The organism is Sphingomonas mangrovi (assembly GCF_047975845.1).
GTDB lineage: Bacteria > Pseudomonadota > Alphaproteobacteria > Sphingomonadales > Sphingomonadaceae > Sphingomonas.
The window spans coordinates 202,904-222,438 of record NZ_JBIUCZ010000002.1; the positions used below are offsets into that span (position 1 = coordinate 202,904).

At 69.4% G+C, this 19,535-nt stretch carries 23 protein-coding genes; 7 read left to right on the forward strand and 16 right to left on the reverse strand.

The features are described 5' to 3' along the window. Positions 1 to 145 precede the first annotated feature (145 nt). From ACBY01_RS02395 to epsC, 4 genes are all read right to left on the reverse strand, one after another. Positions 146 to 463, reverse strand: a complete 318-nt coding sequence (locus tag ACBY01_RS02395) for a hypothetical protein (RefSeq protein ID WP_416459162.1) — start codon at positions 461 to 463, stop codon at positions 146 to 148. Positions 464 to 510: 47 nt separating this feature from the next. After that, positions 511 to 1,512: a cysteine synthase A gene (locus ACBY01_RS02400; RefSeq protein WP_416459163.1), complete on the reverse strand. Its 1,002-nt coding sequence runs from the start codon at positions 1,510 to 1,512 to the stop codon at positions 511 to 513. 76 nt (positions 1,513 to 1,588) lie between these two features. Continuing rightward, a complete protein-coding gene (locus ACBY01_RS02405; RefSeq protein WP_416459164.1) occupies positions 1,589 to 1,933 on the reverse strand; it encodes a DUF2794 domain-containing protein in 345 nt (114 codons plus the stop codon). Further along, entirely contained in the window at positions 1,933 to 2,613 is a 681-nt protein-coding gene (gene epsC / locus ACBY01_RS02410) for a serine O-acetyltransferase EpsC (RefSeq protein WP_416459165.1), read from the reverse strand. Before epsC ends, ACBY01_RS02405 begins: the two co-directional genes overlap by 1 nt. Before the next feature lie 150 nt (positions 2,614 to 2,763). Here epsC and ACBY01_RS02415 point away from each other — a divergent pair, with 150 nt between their 5' ends. Beyond that, positions 2,764 to 3,663: a hydrogen peroxide-inducible genes activator gene (locus ACBY01_RS02415; RefSeq protein ID WP_416459166.1), complete on the forward strand. Its 900-nt coding sequence runs from the start codon at positions 2,764 to 2,766 to the stop codon at positions 3,661 to 3,663. 109 nt (positions 3,664 to 3,772) lie between these two features. After that, entirely contained in the window at positions 3,773 to 4,537 is a 765-nt protein-coding gene (locus ACBY01_RS02420) for a fasciclin domain-containing protein (RefSeq protein WP_416459167.1), read from the forward strand. 184 nt (positions 4,538 to 4,721) lie between these two features. Here ACBY01_RS02420 and ACBY01_RS02425 read toward each other — a convergent pair whose 3' ends face one another. From ACBY01_RS02425 to pgsA, 3 genes are read right to left on the reverse strand one after another with little or no spacing between them, the layout of a single operon-like run. Beyond that, positions 4,722 to 5,159 carry a molybdenum cofactor biosynthesis protein MoaE gene (locus tag ACBY01_RS02425; protein ID WP_416459168.1) on the reverse strand — a complete coding sequence of 146 codons (438 nt, stop codon included), beginning with the start codon at positions 5,157 to 5,159 and terminating at the stop codon, positions 4,722 to 4,724. Continuing rightward, positions 5,156 to 5,413: a molybdopterin converting factor subunit 1 gene (moaD, locus tag ACBY01_RS02430; RefSeq protein WP_416459169.1), complete on the reverse strand. Its 258-nt coding sequence runs from the start codon at positions 5,411 to 5,413 to the stop codon at positions 5,156 to 5,158. Before moaD ends, ACBY01_RS02425 begins: the two co-directional genes overlap by 4 nt. Beyond that, complete coding sequence (gene pgsA / locus ACBY01_RS02435; RefSeq protein WP_416459170.1) at positions 5,413 to 5,979, reverse strand: CDP-diacylglycerol--glycerol-3-phosphate 3-phosphatidyltransferase; 567 nt, start codon at positions 5,977 to 5,979, stop codon at positions 5,413 to 5,415. Before pgsA ends, moaD begins: the two co-directional genes overlap by 1 nt. 128 nt (positions 5,980 to 6,107) lie before the next feature. On the opposite strand from pgsA, the gene ACBY01_RS02440 reads away from it, so the two are divergent. After that, positions 6,108 to 7,397 carry an MFS transporter gene (locus ACBY01_RS02440; RefSeq protein WP_416459171.1) on the forward strand — a complete coding sequence of 430 codons (1,290 nt, stop codon included), beginning with the start codon at positions 6,108 to 6,110 and terminating at the stop codon, positions 7,395 to 7,397. Positions 7,398 to 7,425: 28 nt separating this feature from the next. On the opposite strand, the gene ACBY01_RS02445 is transcribed toward ACBY01_RS02440, so the two are convergent. The 8 genes from ACBY01_RS02445 to ACBY01_RS02480 form a co-directional block, all read right to left on the reverse strand. After that, the gene (locus ACBY01_RS02445) at positions 7,426 to 7,599 is read right to left on the reverse strand and encodes a hypothetical protein (RefSeq protein ID WP_416459172.1); all 174 of its coding nucleotides are present in this window, start codon (positions 7,597 to 7,599) and stop codon (positions 7,426 to 7,428) included. A 121-nt stretch (positions 7,600 to 7,720) separates the two neighbouring features. Continuing rightward, positions 7,721 to 8,734, reverse strand: a complete 1,014-nt coding sequence (locus ACBY01_RS02450) for a UDP-glucuronic acid decarboxylase family protein (protein ID WP_416459173.1) — start codon at positions 8,732 to 8,734, stop codon at positions 7,721 to 7,723. A gap of 34 nt (positions 8,735 to 8,768) precedes the next feature. Further along, positions 8,769 to 9,854: a CgeB family protein gene (locus tag ACBY01_RS02455; protein WP_416459174.1), complete on the reverse strand. Its 1,086-nt coding sequence runs from the start codon at positions 9,852 to 9,854 to the stop codon at positions 8,769 to 8,771. Further along, on the reverse strand, positions 9,851 to 10,939 hold the full coding sequence (locus ACBY01_RS02460) for a CgeB family protein (RefSeq protein WP_416459175.1): 1,089 nt from the start codon (positions 10,937 to 10,939) through the stop codon (positions 9,851 to 9,853). Before ACBY01_RS02460 ends, ACBY01_RS02455 begins: the two co-directional genes overlap by 4 nt. Continuing rightward, on the reverse strand, positions 10,936 to 12,048 hold the full coding sequence (locus tag ACBY01_RS02465; RefSeq protein WP_416459176.1) for a CgeB family protein: 1,113 nt from the start codon (positions 12,046 to 12,048) through the stop codon (positions 10,936 to 10,938). Before ACBY01_RS02465 ends, ACBY01_RS02460 begins: the two co-directional genes overlap by 4 nt. After that, a complete protein-coding gene (locus ACBY01_RS02470) occupies positions 12,045 to 13,148 on the reverse strand; it encodes a glycosyltransferase family 4 protein (protein ID WP_416459177.1) in 1,104 nt (367 codons plus the stop codon). Before ACBY01_RS02470 ends, ACBY01_RS02465 begins: the two co-directional genes overlap by 4 nt. Next, positions 13,148 to 14,248 (reverse strand): SDR family NAD(P)-dependent oxidoreductase, encoded by a 1,101-nt coding sequence (locus ACBY01_RS02475; RefSeq protein WP_416459178.1) that lies wholly within the window; start codon positions 14,246 to 14,248, stop codon positions 13,148 to 13,150. The genes ACBY01_RS02470 and ACBY01_RS02475 overlap by 1 nt, the downstream gene beginning before the upstream one ends. Further along, entirely contained in the window at positions 14,245 to 15,357 is a 1,113-nt protein-coding gene (locus ACBY01_RS02480; RefSeq protein WP_416459179.1) for an NAD-dependent epimerase/dehydratase family protein, read from the reverse strand. The genes ACBY01_RS02475 and ACBY01_RS02480 overlap by 4 nt, the downstream gene beginning before the upstream one ends. Before the next feature lie 226 nt (positions 15,358 to 15,583). On the opposite strand from ACBY01_RS02480, the gene ACBY01_RS02485 reads away from it, so the two are divergent. From ACBY01_RS02485 to ACBY01_RS02500, 4 genes are read left to right on the forward strand one after another with little or no spacing between them, the layout of a single operon-like run. Next, positions 15,584 to 16,171: a histidine phosphatase family protein gene (locus ACBY01_RS02485; RefSeq protein WP_416459180.1), complete on the forward strand. Its 588-nt coding sequence runs from the start codon at positions 15,584 to 15,586 to the stop codon at positions 16,169 to 16,171. Beyond that, positions 16,168 to 16,974 carry a TIGR04290 family methyltransferase gene (locus tag ACBY01_RS02490; protein WP_416459181.1) on the forward strand — a complete coding sequence of 269 codons (807 nt, stop codon included), beginning with the start codon at positions 16,168 to 16,170 and terminating at the stop codon, positions 16,972 to 16,974. Before ACBY01_RS02485 ends, ACBY01_RS02490 begins: the two co-directional genes overlap by 4 nt. Further along, positions 16,971 to 17,906, forward strand: coding sequence for a glycosyl hydrolase (locus ACBY01_RS02495; protein ID WP_416459182.1), 936 nt, complete (start codon positions 16,971 to 16,973; stop codon positions 17,904 to 17,906). The genes ACBY01_RS02490 and ACBY01_RS02495 overlap by 4 nt, the downstream gene beginning before the upstream one ends. Next, the gene (locus ACBY01_RS02500) at positions 17,903 to 19,012 is read left to right on the forward strand and encodes an inositol-3-phosphate synthase (protein ID WP_416459183.1); all 1,110 of its coding nucleotides are present in this window, start codon (positions 17,903 to 17,905) and stop codon (positions 19,010 to 19,012) included. The genes ACBY01_RS02495 and ACBY01_RS02500 overlap by 4 nt, the downstream gene beginning before the upstream one ends. On the opposite strand, the gene ACBY01_RS02505 is transcribed toward ACBY01_RS02500, so the two are convergent. Continuing rightward, complete coding sequence (locus ACBY01_RS02505) at positions 19,001 to 19,498, reverse strand: DUF1003 domain-containing protein (protein ID WP_416459184.1); 498 nt, start codon at positions 19,496 to 19,498, stop codon at positions 19,001 to 19,003. The genes ACBY01_RS02500 and ACBY01_RS02505 overlap by 12 nt on opposite strands. Between the last annotated feature and the right edge of the window lie 37 nt (positions 19,499 to 19,535).

Genomic DNA, 19,535 nt, shown 5'->3' on the forward strand with positions numbered 1-19,535 from the left:
AATGGGAATTGGCGCCCTGGGAGCGCAACGCGCAGCCTAGGGCGGCGAGGCGGACAAGAGACTCGCGCGCTCGCCACGGGAGCGACCGGCCGGTGCTTCCGGGAAACGCGTCAGGGTCGCCGGGGACGAACGCCCCGGCGCCTGCTCAGGGCTGCAGGGGCGGCGCGGGCTCCATCGGCGCGAGTTGCGCCGGCGGGGCGATGCTGTTGGTCGCGGCGGGGGCGATGCCGAGTTCGGCGAGCGGCTCGCGGCCGGCATCGGCGACGCTCGCCAGATTGTCGGCGCCGGTCATGTTGGCGACGGTGTCGACGTTGGGAACGCCGACCGCCACCACCGGCGCATCGTTGCGGGCGGAACTGACCAGCGCGCTCGCCAGCAGGATCAGGACCAGCACGACCGCGAGCCCGGTCATCCCGACCCGGACGCGCTGCATCGCGCTCAGCTGTTCGTTGGCAGTGGGCATCGTTGCGGAGGGACTACGCGAATCGTCCGGCACTGTCGACCTTGGCCTCAGGCAGCTGCCGCGGCGCGCGCATCGGACTGCGGCACCAGCCCCTTTTGCGCCAGCCATTCGGGATTGTAGAGCGTCGAGAGATAGCGGAACCCGGTATCGCACAGGATCGTCGCGACGCGGCTGCCGGCGCCCAGTTCGCGCGCGAGCCGCACGGCCCCGGCGACGTTGATCCCCGACGAGAGCCCGACGCAAAGCCCCTCCTCGTCGAGCAGCCGGCGAACCCATTCGTACCCTTCGGCATCGGAGATGCGGTACTGGGTGTCGATCGGCGCGCCTTCCAGATTGGCGGTGATCCGCCCCTGCCCGATCCCCTCGGCGACCGAGCTTCCTTCCGCCTTCAGCTCGCCGCAGGCATAATATTCGTAGAGCGCGGCGCCGTGGGGGTCGCTGAGCGCGATGGTGATCTTCGGATCGAATTCCTTGAGCGCGAGTCCCACGCCGGCAAGCGTGCCGCCCGTGCCCGCCGCGCAAGTGAAGCCGTCGACGCGGTGCTCCATCTGCTCCCAGATCTCGGGCGCAGTCCCGGTGATGTGGGCGCGGCGGTTGGCGATGTTGTCGAACTGGTTCGCCCAGATCGCGTTCGGCGTCTCCTCGGCGATACGGCGCGAGGTGTGCACGAAATGGCCGGGGTTCGAATAGGGCGCGGCGGGCACCAGCACCAGCTCGGCGCCCAGCGCGCGCAGCGTGTCCATCTTCTCCCGGCTCTGCGTCTCCGGCATGACGATGATCGTCCGATAGCCCTTGGCATTGGCGACCAGCGCCAGGCCGATGCCGGTGTTGCCCGCAGTCCCCTCGACGATCGTGCCGCCGGGCGCGATCTGCCCGCGTGCCTCGGCATCCTCGATGATGGACAGCGCGGCGCGGTCCTTCACCGACGCGCCCGGATTGGCGAACTCGCACTTGCCGTAGATCTCGGCGCCCGCGGCCTCGCTCGGACCCTTGAGGAGGACGAGCGGGGTGTTGCCGATCAGCGCGAGCGAATGGGGAGCGGTGTGCATACCGGCAACATGGGTGACGGGAGGCCCCGGCACAAGCGAGCGATCGAGGCGGCGCCGCCTCGCAGACGCCGCCCGCCTATTCCTCGACCAGCTTCATCAGCCGGCGCTCGACCGGCGCCAGCACCGGTCCGAGCTCGTGCCCGCGCTTGAGCACTGCGCCCACTTCGTTGACCAGCGCCCACATGCCCTGGCGGTTGCGGAGCGCCGGACGCTTCTCGATGCGGAACTCGGGGCGCTCGGCGGTGCGGCGGAAGGCGGAGAAGACGGCGGCGTCGCGGCCGAGATCGATCGCATAGTCGCGCCAATGCCCGGCGGCGACCATCCGCCCGTAGAGGTCGAGGATGCGCGTCAGCTCGATCCGCTCGAAGCCGATCTGGTTCGGGCGTCCCGCCGCGGCCGGGAAAGGGGTCACGACTCCCATCAGGCGCGGTCGCGACGCTCTTCTTCTTCGGCGACCGCCGCGTCGAAGCGGCGGCGCAGCGCCTCCAGCTCGCAGCGCAGCAGCTCGATCTTCTGCGTCTGCGGGTCGAGCATCTCGCGACACGGCGTGCCGTAGGGGACGAAGTCGCGCTGATAGGCGGTCGAATCGACCAGCGTCGGTCGGGCGGGGATGCCGACCATCACCGCGCCCTCCGGCACGTCGCGGGTCACCACGGCATTCGCCCCCACGCGCGCCCGTGCGCCGACATGGATCGGCCCCAGCACCTGCGCGCCCGATCCGATGATGACGCCGTCGGCGATGGTGGGATGGCGCTTGCCGGCGATGCCGTTGTCCGGGCTGGTCCCGCCCAGCGTGACGTTCTGGTAGATGGTGACGTCGTCGCCGATCTCCGCGGTCTCGCCGATGACGGTGAAGCCATGATCGATGAAGAAGTTGCGGCCGATGCGCGCACCGGGATGGATGTCGATCACCGTCAGGAAGCGGCCGAGATGGTTGACCGCGCGCGCGAGGAAAAACAGCCGAGCGCGGTACAGCCGGTGCGCGACGCGGTGGAAGCCGAGCGCCCACACGCCGGGGTACAGCAGGATCTCCGCACGCGAGCGCGGCGCGGGATCGCGGGCCTTGATCGAATCGAGATACGCGCCGAGCCGGCCGAACATGCTGATCCCCTTTCGGCGGACATTTAGGACGGGACCTGCGGGATTTCCAGCAATCCGCGGGATCAACGCACGCCGGCCGAGATCGGGCGCAGCGCGGCCGGCGTCGGCGCTCGGCTGGATCGGCTCGGACGCAGGCGGTACAGCATCGCCATGAGCACCTATCTGCCGACGCTGAAGCAGCTCCAATATCTCGTCGCCTTACGCGACGCCGGCCATTTCGGTCGCGCCGCCGAGGCTTCGTTCGTCACTCAGTCGACGCTGTCGGCGGGCATCCGCGAGCTGGAGACGCTGATCGGCATCACGCTGGTGGAGCGCACGCGCCGCGTCGTGCGCTTCACGCCGCTGGGCGAAGCGATCGTCGACAAGGCGCGCACCGTGATCCGCGAGGCGGAGGAGCTCGCCGACATGGCGCGTGCCGCCGGCCGGCCGCTGTCGGGCGAGATGCGGATGAGCGTCATCCCGACGATCGCCCCGTTCCTGCTGCCGCGGATTCTGCCGCGGCTGCGCGAACACTATCCCGACCTCAAGCTCTTCCTGCGCGAGGAGGCGAGCGCCGCGGCGTGCGAGGCGCTGCATCACGGCCGCTCCGACTGCGTGCTGCTCGCGCTCCCCTACGCGTGCGGCGACGTCGAGGTCGCGCCGTTGTTCGACGATCCGCTCTATCTGGCGGTGCCCAAGGGGGAGGCGCAGCCGGGTGCCGGCCCGATGGTCGCCGACGACATCGACGCCGCGCGCCTGCTGCTGCTCGAGGACGGCCACTGCCTGAAGGAGCACGCGTTGCGCGCCTGCCCACACCCGGAACTGCGCGGGCGGGCGACGATGCTCGGCACCTCGCTCCACACCATCGTCCAGATGGTCGACAACGGCCTCGGCCACACCATGCTGCCGGAGATGGCGGTGGATGCCGGCATCCTCGACCACACCCAGGTCGTCGCCCGGCCGATCGACGCTCCCAAGGCCTCGCGCGAGATCGCGCTGGTGTGGCGCCGCGCCTCGCCACGCGAACGCGACTTCCGGCTGCTCGCGGAGATGCTCTCCGCCCCGGATTGATCACCGCTCGTCCCGCCGGGGGTGGACAAGGCGTGCATCAAAACGGCCGAACGTGCGTTGGTTGTTCATGGCGCTTCGGGCGCACCCCATCCCCCGCAAGGAGAAACTGATGTTCCGTCTTCCGTTCGTATCCGCTCTGGCCATCGTTGCCGCGACCGCGGCTCCGGCGCTGGCGCAGACCACGACCGCGACGCCCGCGCCGCAGACGGCCCCCCAGACCCCTCCGGCGCCTCCGGGCACCACCCCGGTGACGCCCGTGACGCCGGGCACGACCCCGGCGACCCCGGGCACCACCCAGACGTCCCCCGGCCAGACCGCCCCGACCCAGACAGCGCCCGGCACCACGCCGACCGCGCCTGGTACGACCGCCACCACGCCCGCCAAGCCGAACCCGGCCGTCGGCGGTGCGCAGATGGCCGCGACCAAGCCGATCGCCGAGAACCTGGCCGCAGCACCGAACCTCTCCAAGCTGGTCGGCGCGCTCAAGGCTGCCGGTCTCGAGGCGACGCTCGCGGGTTCGGGCCCCTTCACCGTGTTCGCGCCCAACGACGCCGCCTTCGGCCGCCTCGCGCCGGGCACGATGGACACGTTGCTCAAGCCCGAGAACAAGGCGACGCTTGAGAAGATCCTCAACTACCACGTCGTGTCGGGCAAGCTCGACGCGCTGACGCTCAAGCAGCAGATCGAAAGCGCGGGCGGCACGCTGACGCTCACCACGGTCGCCGGCCAGCCGCTCACCGCGGCGCTGGAGAACGGGGCGCTGACGCTGACCGACGCCAACGGCACCAAGGCCTATGTGACGACCTACGACGTCAACCAGTCAAACGGCGTGTTCCACGTCGTCAACGGCGTGCTGGTTCCCAAGCTGGGGTAACGGCTCGCGGAGGAGGGGCACCCCTCCTCCGCCTTTTCGGCTCGATCCGGAAGCGATGTTCAAGCGCTGCGGCAATGGATCCTGACGCCCGTCAGGATGACGGGAGGTTGGCGGGGTTCGTCCTGCTGACGAACGTCAGCATCCAGACGCGCTACCTTCGCGGCTCCAGCGTTGCCGGCCAGCCTCAGCGCCAGCGATCGGCAGCACCGGCATCGCCGTGGCGCGCCTCGACCCAGCGGTCGCCGTCGCCCCGCCGCTCGCGCTTCCAGAAGGGCGCATCGGTCTTGAGCCGGTCGATCAGGAAGCTGCACGCCTCCAACGCCGCGTGGCGATGCGGTGCCGCGGTCGCGACCAACACGATCCGCTCGCCCGGCGCCATCGGCCCGACGCGGTGGACCACCGTCACCGCGTTCAGCTGCCAGCGGGTCGCCGCGTCCTGCGCCAGGTCGTGCAGCACCGCTTCGGTCATGCCGGGATAGTGTTCGAGCGACAGCTGGCTGACCCCGTCGTCCTCGCGCACGAAGCCGGAGAAGCTCGCCACCGCGCCCACCCCTACCCCTTCGACGGTGGCGAGGGTCGCGCCCAGGTCGATCGGCGCGGTCTGGACGAGCGCGCGGATCATCCGCCCGTCACCGGCGGAAAGATCGCCACTTCCCGCGCTCCTGCCACCGACGCGTCGAGCCCGACGAAGCGCTGGTCGACCGCGGCGCGCAGCCGCTCGCGATCGGCGAAGGCGCGGGCGTGCCCGTCGCTGCGCGCGGCGAGCCAGTCGATCAGGTCGCCTACAGAGGTGACGGTGGCCGGCGGCTCGACCGTCTCCTCGCCGGTGCCGATCGCCTCGCGCACCCAGGCGAAGTAGAGCATGGCGAGCGCCATCAGCTGTCCATGTGCCGCAGGCCGACGCGCAGATAGTCCCACCCGGTAATTAGCGTCAGCACCGCCGCGCCCCACAGGCAGGCGAGCCCGACGACCTGCACCCACGTCATGTCGGGAAGCGCACCCGCCAGGATCAGCGCGCCGAACGCGACGAGTTGCAGCGTCGTCTTCCACTTGGCGAGACGCGATACCGGCAGCGACACCTGAAGTCCGGCGAGGAACTCGCGCAGGCCCGACACCGCAATCTCGCGCAGCAGGATCACCAGCGCGGCGATCAGATGAATGCCCGCGATCGGCGCGGCGTCGTGGCGGGTGCCGACCAGCATCAGGATCACCGCGGCGACCATGATCTTGTCCGCGATCGGATCGAGGAACACGCCCAGCTTCGACACCGTGCCGTTTGCGCGGGCCAGATAGCCGTCGAAATAGTCGGTCACGCCCATCAGGCAGTAGAGCGCGAAGGCGATTCCATAGCCGGCCGCCCATTGCGGCCACCACAGGAACGCCACCAGCAGCGGCACGGCGAAGATACGCGACAGCGTGAGGATGTTGGGGAGCGTCAGCACGCGGCGGGGTCTAGCATCCGCCGCCAAGCCGCGAGAAGCGTTAATCGCGCATTGAAGCCTTTCCCCTCGCTGGGCTATGCCTGCCGCAAAGCCTGCGCGACGCAACGACATAGGGTACTGACGACACGATGCTGAATGCGCTCGGGCTGCTCAGGAAGCGCCGCTTCCTCCCCTTGTTCGTCACGCAATTTCTGGGGGCCTTCAACGACAACCTGTTCAAGCAGGCCGTCGTGCTGTTCGCCACCTACCAGATCTTCGCCGACTCCCAGGCCGAACAGAATTTCAACGCGCTGGCGACGGCCCTCGGCATCCTGCCCTTCTTCGTGCTCTCCGCGCTGTCGGGCCAGCTCGCCGACACCAGCGACAAGGCGCGCATCATCCGCATCGTGAAGACGGCCGAGATCGGCATCATGATCCTCGGCGCGGTCGGCGTGTTCCTGGCGCAGAACGGCTGGATCAACCTGGGCCTCGCGCTGATGCTCGGCGCGATCCTGCTGCTGGGCACCCACTCGACCTTCTTCGGGCCGATCAAATACGCGATCCTGCCGCAGCATCTGAAGGAGGACGAGGTGCTGGGCGGCACCGGGTTGGTGGAGGCCGGCACCTATCTGTCGATCCTGCTGGGCACGGTGATCGCCGGCTGGATCTCCGTCGAATCCTCGTCGCTGCTGGTGATCGGCATCGCGCTGATCGGCTGGGTCACCGGCCGGATGGTGCCGAGCGCGCCGCGGCTGGGTGCCGAACTGAAGCTCAACTACAATCCCTTCACCTCGTCGTGGCGGCTGGTGGCCGCGACGATGCACATCCGCCGGCTGTTCCTCGCCATCCTGGCGATCAGCTTCTTCTGGACGATCGCGTCGGTGATGATCGTGATCTTCCCGCCGCTGGTGAAGAACGTCCTCACCGCCAACGAGCGGGTCGCCAGCCTCACCATCGCGATCTTCTCGGTCGGGGTGGCGATCGGGTCGGTGGTGATCAACGCTTTGCTGCGCGGCAAGGTCTCGGCGAAATATGCGCCAGCCTCGGTGGTGGCGATGGGCGTGGCGGTAGTCGCGCTGTCGCTCGAGTCGCGCGGCTGGGCACAGGCGCCTGCGGGCAGCCTCTACGGCTTCTACGATTTCCTGACGCTGCCGCGGGCGGTCGGGTTGCTGGTGACCATGCTCGCGATCGCGATCACCGGCGGCATGTTCGTCGTGCCGCTCTACGCCTTCCTGACCACCACCGTGACCAAGGATCAGACGGCGCGCACGGTCGCTGCCAACAACATCGTCAATGCGGGCGCCATGACGATCGGGGCGATCGTGGTGAGCGCGGTCAGCGCCGCCGGCGTGACGCCGGAGGACATGCTGCTGGTGGTCGCCGGCATGTGCGTCGTCTCGGCGTGGCTCGCCTGGAAGCTGCACTGCGCCTGCGACTGAGCCGGACTTCGCCGACTTCGGCGGCTGCCTACAGCAGGAAGGTGTAGAAGCAGACGAAGAAGGCGGTGAAGCTCATCGCGAAGAGCTTCAGATCCTCGTTCACCGCAGCCGGCGGCTCACGGCGGGCCAGCGCCAGCGACCGGCGGAACGGATGCGACGTGCCATATACTGCCGCGGGCGAGCGTGCGCTTCGTTGATCCATGCCGGAAGGTTAACGAAGCGTTTACGAATTGCACCGCGGGACGACAGCGGGCCTGTCCTGAAATGGAACGACCCGCCCGGTTGCTGCCGGACGGGTCGTTGTTCTCGCAGTCGAACTAAGGTCAGGCGCGGGCGCGAACCGGCTCGGCCATCGGCGTGGCGGGCACGCCCAGTTCCTCGGCGAACCAGGCGCTAGTGCGGGCGAGCCCGTCCTCCAACGGCACCGTCGGCTGCCACCCGAGCACCGCCGCGGCGCGGCTGATGTCCGGGCGCCGGCGGCGCGGATCGTCCTGCGGCAGCGGCGTGTAGGTCACCCGCCCTTCCGCGCCGGTCGCCACCAGCACCTTCTCAAGCAGCTCGTTGACGGTGAACTCGTCCGGGTTGCCCAGGTTCACCGGCTCCATCGGATCGATGTCGCTTTCCATCAGCCGCATCAGCGCGTCGACCATGTCCGACACGTAGCAGAAGCTGCGGGTCTGGCTGCCGTCGCCGTACACGGTGATGTCGCGGCCCGACAGCGCCTGGCAGATCAGGTTCGACACCACGCGGCCGTCGTCCGGATGCATCTGCGGCCCGTAGGTGTTGAAGATGCGGGCGACGCGGACGTCGGCGCGGCTCATGCGGGCATAGTCGAAGGTCAGCGCCTCGGCCGCGCGCTTGCCCTCGTCGTAGCAGGCGCGCGGGCCGGTGCAACTCACCCAGCCGCGATAGCCCTCCGCCTGCGGGTGCACTTCCGGATCGCCGTATACCTCGCTGGTGGAGGTCAGCAGAAAGCGGGCGCCGTTCTTCTCGGCCAGGCGCAGCAGGTGGTTGGTGCCGACAACGTTGGTGAGCATCGTGTGCTCGGGATCGGCCTGATACTGCGGCGGCGAGGCGGCGCAGGCGAGATTGTAGATGCGGGTGATCCGGTCCGCCCGGTCGAGCACCGCTTCGGGCAGCGGATTGACGATGTCCGCCTCCACGAACGTGAAGTTCGGCAGCGCCTCCAGCAGCCGCAGGTTGGACGGGCGTGCGGTCTGGAGATTGTCGAGGCACAGCACCTCATAGCCCTGCTCCACCAGCGACCGGCACAGGTGCGAGCCGATGAACCCCGCGCCGCCGGCGACCAGCGCCACTCCCTTATCGTCTTGCGCCATGTTCCGCTCCTTCTCGTCCCTTATCTTCTTTGTTCTACGCGGCGCCGGCGATCTCGGTTCGCGGCGCCTGCCGGGCAGCGGCCTCGGCAAGGTGCCCCTCCAGCTCGGCGGCGCGATGCGCGGCGGTGTGGGCGGCGAGCACGCGGGTGCGTGCCGCCTCGCCCATCGCCGCGGCGTCCGCGCCCTCGATCGCGGCGATCACCGCCTCGCCGTCGTCTGCCAGCAGGATCTCGCGGCCGGGTGCGAACAGGTCGTCGATTCCGTCCCAGCGATCCGACACGATCGGGGTTCCGCAGGCGCCCGCCTCGAACAGCCGCACCGACGGCGACCAGCCGGCCGCGATCATGTCCGCACGCGTCACGTTGAGCGTGAAGCGCGAGGCGGAGTAGAAATCGGCATGCTCCGACGGCGGCAGATGGTCGATGCGCTCGACGTTCGCCGGCCAGTCGATGGTATCGGGATATTGCGGCCCCGCCACCACGAAGCGGCGGTGCGGCAGCGCGCGCGCCGGCTCGATCAGCAGCCGCTCCAGCGTCGGCTGGCGATCGTCGCTGTAGGTGCCGAGGTACGAAAGGTCCCAGCGCTTCTCCGTGCCGGTCGGCGCGTAGAGCGCGGGGTCGACCGAGCAGTAGAAAGCGCGCGCGGCCGGCGAGCCATAGGCGCGCTCGAGCCGCTCCAGCGTCGGTCCGCCGGTGAACGACAGGTAGAGGTCGTAGCCGGGGATGACCTCTGGCGAGAGATATTCGAAGTCGCCGCGCTCCAGCTTGGCAAGCGTTACCGGCGTGTCGATGTCGTAGAAGGCGGTGACGCCATCCGCGACCTGTTGGACATAGCGCGCGACCGCCACGCCCTCCGGCACATAGGAGCCGACGATCACCGCATCGGCGCCCGCGATCTCCTCGCGCCAGGCGTCGAGCCCGTCGAGGTCGGCGTAGAACTCCAGCCGGCAGTAATCCGGGTCCACATGGTCGCGGTGCGCCGCATACCAGGGCACGTCCCGCTCCAGGAACAGGATGTCGTGGCCCCGCGCGGCATAGGCCTTCAGCAGCGCGCGGAAGGTGGTGGCGTGGCCGTTGCCCCAGGCGGACGACAGCGAAAGGCCAAGGACGACGAGCTTCATGCGACTTCCCGCTGCCGCTCGGCATGCGCCCGGAACATCTCGTCCACCTGCGCGCCGCGCAGCGTGTAGGTGTGCTCGGCGAGCACGCGCTTGAGCGCCGCCTGGCCGATCGCCTGCGCCCGCTCCGGCGTGAGCGCAGCGAGATGGTCCGCCACGTCCTGCCCGTCGCGCGCGACCAGCACTTCCTCGTCCGGAATCAGGAACTGCTCGATGCCTTCCCAGGCGTCGGTGATGAGGCAGGCGGCAGCGCCCGCCGCCTCGAACACGCGGGTCGCGGGCGAGAAGCCGACGTTCGCCATGCTGTCGCGCGCCACGTTCAGCACCGCGCGCGGCGTGCAGTTGAAGGCGTTGTGCTCGGCCGTGTAGACATGCCCGCGATGGCGGACGTTACCGGGCATGTCCTTCGTTTCCCAGCCGTTGCCGCCGATCAGGAACTGCTGTTCGGGCAGGCGCGCCGCGGCCTTCAGGAAGAACTCCTCCACGCGCGCTTCACGGTCCGGCAGGCGATTGCCGAGAAAGGCGAGGTCGCAGGCGAAGCGCGGATCGGGTTCGACGGGGAAGTGCGTAGTCGGGTCGAGCGCGTTGTAGATCGGCACGCAGTCGGCGGCGCCGAAGCCCTTGTAGGCGTTCACGACCGGCGGGCCGCCGCCATAGGTGAACACCGCGTCGAGGTCTGGCAGCGCGCGGCGGACCGGGTGGTCCGCGTCGCCGCGCATCTCGTCCAGCGTGGCGGCGGCGTCGACGTCCCAGAAGATCTTGAGCGCACCCGGCTGCGCGTGTTCGACGATGCCCTCCAGCAGCTCGCGGTCGAACACGCCGACGCCGTTCGCCTTGACCACGATGTCGGCGTCCGCCGCCTCGGCCAGCACGCCGCGCATCGCCTCTTCCGTGGCCGGATAGACGACCGAACGCGCCCAGTCGGGTGCGTCGATGTCGCGATGCTTCTGGCGGTCGAACGCGTCGGGCTCGTAGAAGCTGATCTGGTAGCCACGCTGCGCCAGGTCGCGCAGGATGCCGCGGTAATAGGTGGCGGCGCCGTTCCAATAGGACGACACCAGGCTGGATCCGTAAAAGGCGATCTTCACGCCACGTTCCTCTCACTCTTGGGGGCGCCGAGGCTCGCGACGACGGCGAGCAGTTCGTCGACGCGGTGGGCGCAGGTATGGCGGGCGCGGATCGTCTCCAACCCGGCGGCGGCGAGGCTCGCCCGCAGCTCCGGATCGTCGCGCAACGCCGTCAGGTGGCGGGTCATCTCGGCACCGTCGCGGGCGACGAGATAGTCGCTGCCGGGGCGGAACAGCCCCTCGGCATCGTCCCACGGCGCCGACACCAGCGGCAGTCCGCAGGCCAGCGCCTCGAACACGCGGATGGTGGGGATGCCGGGCAGGATCGTCGCGTAATAGCGCCGCGGCACGTGCACGGTGGCGAGGTGGCGCGCGAAGATCTCCGGCGCCTTGGCATTGGGTGCCCAGCCGCGATAGCGCGCGCCGTGCGAGGCGAGCATCGCCTTCGCCTCGTCCGGGTAGCGCACGCCATAGATGTCGAGCGGCAGGCCCGCGGCGTTGGCGGGGCGGAAGAGGAAATCCTCCAGCTCCTGCGTGCGCTCGCCATCGCCCCAGTTGCCGATCCACACCAGTCCCTCGCGCGTGCCCTCGTGCACGGGCGGGTGGAAGTGGCGCGTGTCGGCAGCCTCGTGCCAGGTCCACACCCGCCCTTCCCAGCCCCAGCGGCGGTAGACCTCCGACAGCGTCTCCCCGAACGCGAGCACGCCGTCGTAGCCCGACAGATCGAAGGCGCGGATCGCGTCGGGATCGCTGACGGCGCGGTGGTGGGTGTCGTGGAACAACAGCGTGAAACGGCCGCCGCGCGTGCGCAGGTCGCCGATGGCGGCGACGAGCGCGGGATCGTTCCATTCGTGGACGATCACCAGCTCGGCATCGCCGACTAGCTCGGCCGGATCGGTGCCGGGCGCGAAGCTCTCCGACGACAACTCCGGATAGGCGGTGCGATACGGCTCAAGCCCCGCCTCGCCGCCGTCGGCGAGCAGGTTGGCGAGGCTCCAGTTGCCCTCCGGCTCCAGCGTGCGGACATCGTGGCCGCGCGCGATCAGCTCGCGCAGCACGCCGCGCAGGAAATGCGCGTTGCCGTGATTCCAGCACGACAGCAGCGAATGGGTGAAATAGGCGATCTTCATGCCGCGGCACTCCGCGTGAGGGTCGCGGCGGGGTCGAGCAACTCGCGGTAGAGTGCGGCCATGTCGCGCGCGACCGCCGCCGGCGTATAGCGCGCCGCACGTACCTGCGCAGCCTCGCCCAGCGCGATGCGGCGGGCCGGATCGGCGCGCAGCGTCTCGATCGCGGCGACGAAGCCGTCCTGGTCGTGCGGCGCCACGAAGGTTGCCGCGCCCTCCCACAGCTCGCGGAAGGTCGGCAGGTCGGCGAGCACCAGCGGGCAGCCGGCAGCCGCCGCCTCCAGCACCGCCAGCCCGAACGGCTCGAACCGTGCGGCCGAGACGAAGATCGGGCGCTGCGCCAGCCAGCCGGCGAGTTCGGTCTCGTTCAGCACGCCGAGCGGGTGCAGATGATTGGCCGCGATCTGCTCGCCGTGCGGACCGACCAGCGGCCCCGCCGCGTGGAAGGGCACCGGCAGCCGCGCGGCCACGCGATCGAGCAGCCGCGTCTGCTTGACCTGGTCCCACAGCCGGCCGGCGGTGAAGACGCTATCGACGGGTTCGCCCTCGCCCACGCACAGCGGACGGCGCCCATTGTGTACCGCCAGCGGCGGCTCGGCGAGGCCATAGCTGCGCTGGATCACCGCCGCGAACGCTGCGGTGGGCGCCACCACGCGATCGGCCGCGCGGAAGCCCTGCTCGGTCAGGGTGCGCTGCCAGCGGAACTCCGGCGGCAGCGGAGTGCCCCGCGCCGCATCCCACCAGGTGGCGAGGCAGCCGTGCGCCACCGCAACCAGCGGCACGCCGAACGCGCCGCTCGCCGCCAGCGTCGGCATGTTGCAGTGGACGAGGTCGAAGCCCTGCTCGCGCACCAGCGCGGCCAACGCTTCGCCAGCCTCGCGCACCGGCACGGGGCCGTCGCACAGCCAGTCGAGCGGCAGGCCGGTGTCGAGGATCGGAATGCCCGCAGCCTCCACCGGCGCGCGCTGGGCCGCACTCGGCTCGGGCCCGAGCACCGCCACCGTCGGCGCGAAGCCGAGCGGGGCGAGCGCACAGGCGAGATCGGTCGCGTACTGCCAGACACCGCCGACCGCATCGGCGGTGATCAGGATCCGCGCCGCCATCAAGCGGCCCCCGCCGACGCTTCCGCTACCGGCACGCCGATCGGCGCATTGATCCCGCGCGCCTCGGCCAGCCAGCGTGCGAGCCGCGCGACGCCGTCTTGCCAATCGACCCGCTTGCTTAAGCCCAGCGCCGCCTGTGCCTTGCGCGTGTCGGCGACGAAATAGCGCTGGTCGCCCGCGCGCCATTCGGAAAAGCCGACCTCGACCTCGCGGCCCAGCACCTCGCCCATATAGGCGAGCAGCTGACGCAGGCTGACGGCGTTGTCCGGGCCGCCGCCCAGATTGAACGCCTGCCCCGCGATCGCATCGATGTTGCGCCACGCGGCGACATAGGCGTCGACCGCGTCCGACACGTCGAGGATGTCGCGCACCTGATAGCCATCGCCGTAGAGCGTGATCGGCTTGCCCTCGAGCGCGCGGATCAGGAAGTGGGCGACCCACCCCTGGTCCTCGGTGCCCATCTGGCGCTGGCCGTAGATGCAGCTCATCCGCAGCACCGCCGTCTTCAGGCCGAAGCTGCGGGCGTAGTCGAGCACATATTGGTCGGCCGCGCCCTTGGAACAGCCATAGGGAGTGTGGAAGTCGAGCGGCCGCGCCTCGCCGATTCCGTGCGCGCGCACTTGCCGGTCGACCGGACGATAGGCGTCGCCCTCCAGCGCGAACTCGAGGTCGGCGAGGTCCCCATAGACCTTGTTGGTCGACGCGAAGATCACCGGCGTCTCGGGCGAGCGCGTACGGATCGCGTCGAGCAGGTGGAGCGTGCCGGCGATGTTGATCGCGAAATCGTCGCGCGGATCGACCATGCTGGTCGTCACCGCCACCTGTGCCGCCAGGTGGAACACCGCCTTGGCGCCCGCCGCGGCATCGGCCAGGCGAGCCTCGTCGCGGATGTCCGCGTGCAGGAAGTCGATGCGGTCGCCGTGGCGCTGCTGCAGCCAGGCGAGGTTGGTGTCGACACCGGCCCGCGACAGCGCGTCATAGACGAGCACGCGGTGGCCCTCGCCGGCCAGCCGGTCGGCGAGATTGGATCCGATGAAGCCGGCGCCGCCGGTGACCAGGATCGGCCGCGGGTCCGCCACGGCGTTCCCCGCGTCCGTCATGCCACCAGGCCCCGTTTCTCCAGCTCGGAGCGCATCTGCTCGACGCGGTCCTGCGCCGTCTGCTGCGCGACCCATTCGGCGAGCTCGGCGAGGCCCTGCTGGAAGTCCTGCTTGGCGCGGAAGTCGAGCTTTTCGGCGGCCATGCTGGTATCGCAGAAACAGTGGCGGATGTCGCCGATGCGCGCCTTGCCGACCACTTCGGCGGTCAGGTCGTTCTTGCCCATCGCCTTGGCGAGTTCCTCGGCCACTTCCTTGACGGAGCGGTCGTGGCCCGAGCCGATGTTGAACGTGCCGCCCACCGCCTGCGGCAGCACCAGCGCGTCGGCAAAGGCGCGCGCCACGTCGCTGACATGGACGAAGTCGCGGCGCTGTTCGCCGTCCTCGAAGATCAGCGGCGACTGGCCGTTCAGGAAGCGCGAAGCGAAGATCGCGAGCACGCCGGTGTACGGGTTCGACAGCGCCTGTCCCGGACCATAGACGTTGAACAGCCGCAGGCACACGCCCTCGATGCCATAGGGCGCGGCCATGATGTGGGTCGTGCGTTCCTGCACATATTTGTTGAGCGCGTAGATCGACGCGAGGTTCGGGCGCTTCCACTCGGGCGTCGCGACGGGGCTGAGCGGACGGCCCTGCGCGTCGACCGGCTCCCAGTTCTTCTGCCCGTCCTTCAGCGCCTTGCGCTCGGCATTCTCGACCAGCTCGCCGTCGGCGTCGCGATAGAGGCCCTCGCCATAGATGCTCATCGAGGAGGCGGTGACGACGCGGCGGACGGGCTTGTCGATCAGCGCCTCGAACAGCACGGCGGTGCCGACGTCGTTGGTCGAGGTATAGCGCTCGACCTCGTACATCGACTGGCCGACGCCGACCTCGGCCGCGAGGTGGATGACGCTGTCGACGCCGTCGAGCGCCTTCAGCACCGCATCCTTGTCGCGCACGTCGGCGCGGATCAGCTCGGCTTCCTTGTTGAGCATCTGCGAGCCGTCGGTCGCGCCGTGGACCTGCTCGATCAGGCTGTCGAGCACGCGCACCTCGTTGCCGCGCGCCAGCAGTTCGTCGGCGACGAAGCGTCCGATGAATCCCGCCCCCCCGGTGATGAGAACCCGTTCCATTCTTCCTCCCGCTGCCGCTCCGGCTGCGTCCCCAAGCCGGTCTGCGTTGACTTCGCCGCTGCGACCCTGTTCAATGGTCGGCGATCAGGATGGGAAGCGCTTCCTCTTCATCTTTGTTCCCGTAAACCATTCCGATTGGGAAACATTTTTCCGGCCGGTCGGGAACCAAAGGGCGTCACGATGCGCTTGCAGCATCTATGTTGATCCGACCTCGCCCGGATGCGCGTTGAGCGCGACCGTCCTTCTTGCGCGTCACGGAAGCCACGATGAGGTCGGCGCCGTCCTAAGCGGACGCTCGGATATCGCGCTGAACGCTGTCGGCCATGCCGAAGCCGAACGGCTGGCCGCGCGCCTCGCCGAGGTGCCGCTCACCGCGATCCACAGCAGCCCCCGTGCCCGTACGCGCGAAACTGCGGAGATCGTGGCCGCGCACCACAACTTGCAGGTGACGCTGGTCGAGGCCCTGGACGAGGTGGATTTCGGGGCCTGGGCCGGGCGCAGCTTCGCCAGCCTCCACGGCGATGCCGAATGGGATCGCTGGAACGCCGAACGCGCCACCGCCACGACACCGGGCGGCGAGACGATGGCGGCGGCCACCGCACGCGCCGTCGCCCATGTCGCCGCACTCGACGGCGACGGCGGAACGGTGCTGTGCGTCAGCCATTGCGACGTGATCCGCGGGATCGCCTCGCACTATCTGGGGCTCGGGCTCGACCGGCTGCTGGCATTCGACTGCGCGCCGGGATCGCTCACCACGCTGGCGCTGGCGGGCGGCCAGGGCCGGATCGTCACGCTCAACGAGGTGCCGCAATGACCAAGATGCCGACCGACCGGCTCCGCGAGGAAGTGGCGCGGCTCGCGCCCTGGTTCCACAACATCGATCTGGGCAACGGCATCCAGACCGCCCCCGATCACTTCCTGGGCGACTATCCCAACTTCAAGTTTCAGCGCTTCGGCCCTGCCCTGCCGCAGGACATGACCGGCAAGACCGTGCTCGACATCGGCTGCAACGCCGGCTTCTACTCGGTCGAGATGAAGCGGCGCGGCGCAGAGCGCGTGCTCGGCATCGACAGCGACGAACGCTATCTGGCGCAGGCGCGGCTGGCGACCGAGGCGCTGGGCTTCACCGGCGTCGAGTTCGCCAAGCTGTCGGTCTACGACGTGGCGCAGCTGGGTGAGACGTTCGACCTCGTGATCTTCATGGGGGTGCTCTACCACCTGCGGCATCCGCTGCTGGCGCTGGACCTGATCCGCGAGCATGTCTCCGGCGACCAGATGCTGTTCCAGACGCTGCAGCGCGGGTCCGACGACGTGTGCGACGTGCCGGAGGATCACCCCTTCTACGTGCCCGGCACCTATGACGCGCCGGCCTATTTCGACGATCCGGGCTATCCCAAGATGCACTTCATCGAGCGCGAATACGCGCACGACTGGACCAACTGGTGGGCGCCCAACCATGCCGCGTCGGAGGCGATGCTCCGCGCAGCAGGCTTCACGGTCGAGGCGCGCCCGGAACGCGACGTCTATCTGTGCCGCGTGGCCCCCGTTCCCTATGCGGAATTCGGGCCGGCGGCAGTCTATCCGGCGAACGGGCCGGTACGGGGGGGAAGCAAGTGATCGAAGCCGCGATGCTCTGGAACGAGCCCAACAACAAGTCGCACTGGGACCCGGAGCTGGATCCCGAATGGGCGATCTTCGCCGACACGGTGATCCGCGCCGGCAACGCCATCCATGCGATCAACCCGGCGATCACGCGGGTGCTGGGCGGCATGTCGCCGATCGACCCGCATTGGGTGAAGCGGATGGAAGGGCATGGTGCGCTCGACGCGGTCGATGCGGTGGCGGTGCACGGCTTCCCGCTCGACTGGAACCTGTGGCCGATCCACGCCTGGCCTGACAAGATCGCCGAGATCGAGGCGGTGACCGACAAGCCCATCTGGGTGACCGAGGTCGGCGTCGGCTCGTTCGGCGCCGAGGAAGTTCAGGTATTCGGCGTCAACAAGACGGCCGAGCTGCTGATCGGCCGCGTGCCGCGCATCTTCTGGTATTCGCTCTACGACCTGCCCCAGAGCTGGGGCGCCACCACCCGCCACCGCGAGGCCGAGGGCTCGAGCTACTATCGCCATTTCTACATGGGCCTGATCCGCGAGGACGGCACCCCCAAGCCCGCGCTCGACGACTATGCCAAGGTCGCGTCCGAGATGGGGCTGATGCAGTGGTTTCACTTCGAGGACCCGCGGCTGGACGACGCCGTCGCCTGGATGAAGCGGCTGGGCACGAAGAAGCTGCGCACCGGGCTCAGCTGGGCCGACAGCTTCCGCCCCAACGCGACCGACTGGTTCGACCGGCAGATGGAGGCGCTCGCCGACTTCGACGTGACCGTCACCTTCTGCTTCACCCCCGAGCACCTGGGGCCGGGTGCGCACCACACCAGCCCGCCGCACGAGCCGCAGCAGTTCGCCGACTTCTGTGCGTGGATGATCGACCGCTATGCGCCCGCGGGGGCGACGACGCCCCTCGCCCAGCCGGCGCTGGAGGTGGGCGCATGAGCGGCCGTCCCATCCGCGTCGCGCTGATCGGCGTCGGCAACTGCGCGAGCTCGTTCGTGCAGGGGCTGAGCTATTATCGCCACGGCGCCAACGACCTCACCGGCCTGCTCCACCAGGAGATCGGCGGCTATCAGCCGGGCGACGTCCACGTGGTCGCCGCCTGGGACATCGACCGCCGCAAGGTCGGCCGCGACGTCGCCGAGGCGATCTTCGCCAAACCCAATTGCACCGCGGTGTTCTGCGCCGACGTCGAGCCGACCGGCACGCTGGTGCAGATGGGCCCGGTGCTCGACGGCGTCGCCGAGCACATGGCCGACTTCGCCGAGGACCGCACCTTCGTCCCCGCCGATGCGACCGAGCCGAGCCGCGCCGACATCGTCGCCGCGCTCAAGGCGGCGGACGTCGACGTGGTGATGAACTACCTGCCCGTCGGCAGCCAGCAGGCGACCGAATTCTACGCCGAATGCGCGCTGGAGGCCGGCGTCGCCTTCGTCAACAACATCCCCGTGTTCATCGCCAGCGATCCCGTATGGGCCAAGCGCTTCGAGGATGCGGGGGTGCCGATCATCGGCGACGACATCAAGGCGCAGCTGGGCGCGACGATCGTCCACCGCGTGCTGACCGACCTGTTCCACAAGCGCGGCGTCAAGCTGGAGCGGACCTACCAGCTCAACACCGGCGGCAACACCGACTTCCTCAACATGTCGAACCGCAAGCGGCTCGCCTCCAAGAAGGTCAGCAAGACCGAGGCGGTGCAGTCGGTCGCGGAGACGCGCCTGGCCGACGAGAACATCCACGTCGGCCCCAGCGACTATGTCGCCTGGCAGAACGACAACAAGGTGTGCTTCCTGCGCATGGAAGGCAGCATGTTCGGCGGCGTGCCGATGAACCTGGAGCTGCGGCTGTCGGTCGAGGACAGCCCCAATTCGGCCGGTGTCGCGATCGACATGGTGCGCTGTGCCAAGCTCGCGCGCGACCGTGGCCTCGGCGGGCCGATCGGCGCGGCGTCCGCATTCTTCTGCAAGCACCCGCCCGAACAGACCACCGACGACCTCGCCTACGAGGCGCTGGAGGCGTTCATCGCCGACAAGAGCTCAGCCGCCTGAGGCGGGGGTCTTGTCCAGGGCATCCAGCACCTGCTCGGGTTCGACGTTGCGCTTGATTTCGTCGAACCCGGGATCGTCGACGGCCACGTCCAGCCGCGCGGCGATGCGGTCGACCAGCCGCGCGAGCCGGGTCAGCTCGTGCTCGGCGAGCAGGTTGATGTGCAGGTCCAGGTCGGCGCGGCGGTCGGCCGCGGCGGCCATCCGGTTCTGGCTGATGAGCACGAAGGTGGACAGGAAGATCGCCTCCACCGACGCGACCATCGCCAGCACGACGAAGCTCGGATCGAATCGCGCCGCGCCCGGCACCCACCCGAGATTGACCAGAATCCAGGCGCCGTACAGCAGCAGGTGCAGCAGCACGAAGCGCATCGAGCCGACGAAGCCGGTGATCGCATCGGCCACCCGGTCGCCGAGCGGCGCCTCGCGCGCCTCCCGCCGGCGACGCTCGGAAAGCGCGGCGATGTTCTCGCGCAGCGTGCCCGTCATGCCGGCAGGCTGGGGCGTGCGATCGTCGGTGCTGCGC

What these genes read in the sequence shown, in the direction of transcription:
- ACBY01_RS02405 (WP_416459164.1), bottom strand. Translation starts at nt 1,933, where the DNA reads ATGGGAGTCGTGACCCCTTTCCCGGCCGCGGCGGGACGCCCGAACCAG.
- ACBY01_RS02500 (WP_416459183.1), top strand. Translation starts at nt 17,903, where the DNA reads ATGAGCGGCCGTCCCATCCGCGTCGCGCTGATCGGCGTCGGCAACTGC.
- ACBY01_RS02420 (WP_416459167.1), top strand. Translation starts at nt 3,773, where the DNA reads ATGTTCCGTCTTCCGTTCGTATCCGCTCTGGCCATCGTTGCCGCGACC.
- ACBY01_RS02505 (WP_416459184.1), bottom strand. Translation starts at nt 19,498, where the DNA reads ATGACGGGCACGCTGCGCGAGAACATCGCCGCGCTTTCCGAGCGTCGC.
- ACBY01_RS02480 (WP_416459179.1), bottom strand. Translation starts at nt 15,357, where the DNA reads ATGGAACGGGTTCTCATCACCGGGGGGGCGGGATTCATCGGACGCTTC.
- ACBY01_RS02475 (WP_416459178.1), bottom strand. Translation starts at nt 14,248, where the DNA reads ATGACGGACGCGGGGAACGCCGTGGCGGACCCGCGGCCGATCCTGGTC.
- ACBY01_RS02415 (WP_416459166.1), top strand. Translation starts at nt 2,764, where the DNA reads ATGAGCACCTATCTGCCGACGCTGAAGCAGCTCCAATATCTCGTCGCC.
- ACBY01_RS02455 (WP_416459174.1), bottom strand. Translation starts at nt 9,854, where the DNA reads ATGAAGCTCGTCGTCCTTGGCCTTTCGCTGTCGTCCGCCTGGGGCAAC.
- ACBY01_RS02425 (WP_416459168.1), bottom strand. Translation starts at nt 5,159, where the DNA reads ATGATCCGCGCGCTCGTCCAGACCGCGCCGATCGACCTGGGCGCGACC.
- ACBY01_RS02440 (WP_416459171.1), top strand. Translation starts at nt 6,108, where the DNA reads ATGCTGAATGCGCTCGGGCTGCTCAGGAAGCGCCGCTTCCTCCCCTTG.
- ACBY01_RS02490 (WP_416459181.1), top strand. Translation starts at nt 16,168, where the DNA reads ATGACCAAGATGCCGACCGACCGGCTCCGCGAGGAAGTGGCGCGGCTC.
- moaD (WP_416459169.1), bottom strand. Translation starts at nt 5,413, where the DNA reads ATGGCGCTCGCCATGCTCTACTTCGCCTGGGTGCGCGAGGCGATCGGC.
- ACBY01_RS02400 (WP_416459163.1), bottom strand. Translation starts at nt 1,512, where the DNA reads ATGCACACCGCTCCCCATTCGCTCGCGCTGATCGGCAACACCCCGCTC.
- ACBY01_RS02470 (WP_416459177.1), bottom strand. Translation starts at nt 13,148, where the DNA reads ATGGCGGCGCGGATCCTGATCACCGCCGATGCGGTCGGCGGTGTCTGG.
- ACBY01_RS02445 (WP_416459172.1), bottom strand. Translation starts at nt 7,599, where the DNA reads ATGGATCAACGAAGCGCACGCTCGCCCGCGGCAGTATATGGCACGTCG.
- ACBY01_RS02450 (WP_416459173.1), bottom strand. Translation starts at nt 8,734, where the DNA reads ATGGCGCAAGACGATAAGGGAGTGGCGCTGGTCGCCGGCGGCGCGGGG.
- ACBY01_RS02465 (WP_416459176.1), bottom strand. Translation starts at nt 12,048, where the DNA reads ATGAAGATCGCCTATTTCACCCATTCGCTGCTGTCGTGCTGGAATCAC.
- epsC (WP_416459165.1), bottom strand. Translation starts at nt 2,613, where the DNA reads ATGTTCGGCCGGCTCGGCGCGTATCTCGATTCGATCAAGGCCCGCGAT.
- ACBY01_RS02395 (WP_416459162.1), bottom strand. Translation starts at nt 463, where the DNA reads ATGCCCACTGCCAACGAACAGCTGAGCGCGATGCAGCGCGTCCGGGTC.